The organism is Bartonella queenslandensis AUST/NH15 (assembly GCF_000312585.1).
Classification (GTDB): domain Bacteria; phylum Pseudomonadota; class Alphaproteobacteria; order Rhizobiales; family Rhizobiaceae; genus Bartonella; species Bartonella queenslandensis_A.
The window spans coordinates 1-1,333 of the sequence record NZ_HE998064.1 but is presented as its reverse complement, the minus strand read 5'-3'; the positions used below and the strand labels follow the sequence as shown (position 1 = coordinate 1,333).

The window sequence follows — 1,333 nt, the reverse complement described above, 5'->3', positions numbered from 1 at the left end:
GTATCGTAATCTATCCGCTAATCGCTTAAGTGTTCGTTAGGCACTTAATTCGATTATTCATATCCTTATGATGATGTCAATAGATAATATTACATTTTTCTAAATTATATAAGCATATCTTTACTTTATTTATCGACTCACTTTAAAATTTTTCCTTTTTTATTTATAGCGGAGGGGAAAATAATGCGCGACGTATTTGATACAATTGCGATGATTGTATGGTTGTTATCTCTGCCAATTATTATTACTGGAATCGTTTTCGTATGTAGAAAAAAATGGCGCAAAATGGGGTTGAAGACTCTTGGTGTTGGAATTTTATTATTTCTCAGCTCTGCAATAGTAGGTGGTTTTATATATAAAGGCAAATCAGATCAAGTTGTACATAATAATGAAGTTGTTACCCCCTCTTCAACTTCGTCAATAGATGTTGCTACTCAAGATGAAAGCTTGATTCAGGCACCAGTTGAGAATACTGATAATCAAATTACCTCTATTCCAGATAATAAATCAAGCAAAGATGATGGTCTAGGCTTTTGGGGATGGTTTTGGTTAATCTGCTTTGCTTTTTTTGCGTTGTCCATTTTCGCTTATTGGCAAGATAAACGTAAAAAACATTTTGAAAAGAAAGCTCCAGAACAGGTTTCAGTGTCGCCTTCTCATGCACATTCTTCTTCTGATTTCTCAGTCCTTAATAAAACGTCTCCAGCACTTAAAAACGAACGATTGGAAAAGGGAATCAAGATTTTTCTCCTTTGTGCTCTATTGATTGGGGGTATAGTAGCAATGATAAGTATTTCACCATGGTTATTAGTCGCCATTATTATTGTTTTACTTTTGGGGATCGCTGTTCATTTTGAAAATAAAAAAGTAAAGCTTTTTGAAGAACAAGTTGCAATGTTGCTACCAGATATTGAAATAACTAGTTTTTCTGAAGCATGTGAAATGTTTCAACAACTTAACGCAAGTGAGTATGATTATCGTTTAGCACGCAATGAAAAATTGTTGGGAGTTCAAGAACGCGTTGCCTTTAATATTAATAAAAAGACCACACTTTTTGGACGTCTTTTGGTAACAGATCAAGCCATTGTATTTGAAAGCCCTGAAAGGAATGAACGAACTACTTGGACAAGAATTGCATCAGTAACTATTACATACCAAGGCTGCCAAATTAGTCGCCGTACCGGTGTACCATGGAATTACCAATTCACCGCCTTTTCAAGTCCAAGATTTACAGCAGTAATCCGATCTCTTGGGCAGCCTTATTGATTTTTAAACATACAAGACAAAGATGTTTCATTGTTTTAGCTCCCGCAAAATAAGCTTATACATGCCA

At 35.0% G+C, this 1,333-nt stretch carries 1 protein-coding gene; it reads left to right on the top strand.

Annotation, left to right across the window (positions count from 1 at the left end; genetic code table 11):
- The first annotated feature begins 183 nt into the window (after positions 1-183).
- The gene (locus BN338_RS09375; protein WP_039761498.1) at positions 184-1,266 is read left to right on the top strand and encodes an ABC transporter ATP-binding protein; all 1,083 of its coding nucleotides are present in this window, start codon (positions 184-186) and stop codon (positions 1,264-1,266) included.
- The last annotated feature ends 67 nt before the right edge of the window (positions 1,267-1,333 follow it).

What these genes read in the sequence shown, in the direction of transcription:
- BN338_RS09375 (WP_039761498.1), top strand. Translation starts at nt 184, where the DNA reads ATGCGCGACGTATTTGATACAATTGCGATGATTGTATGGTTGTTATCT.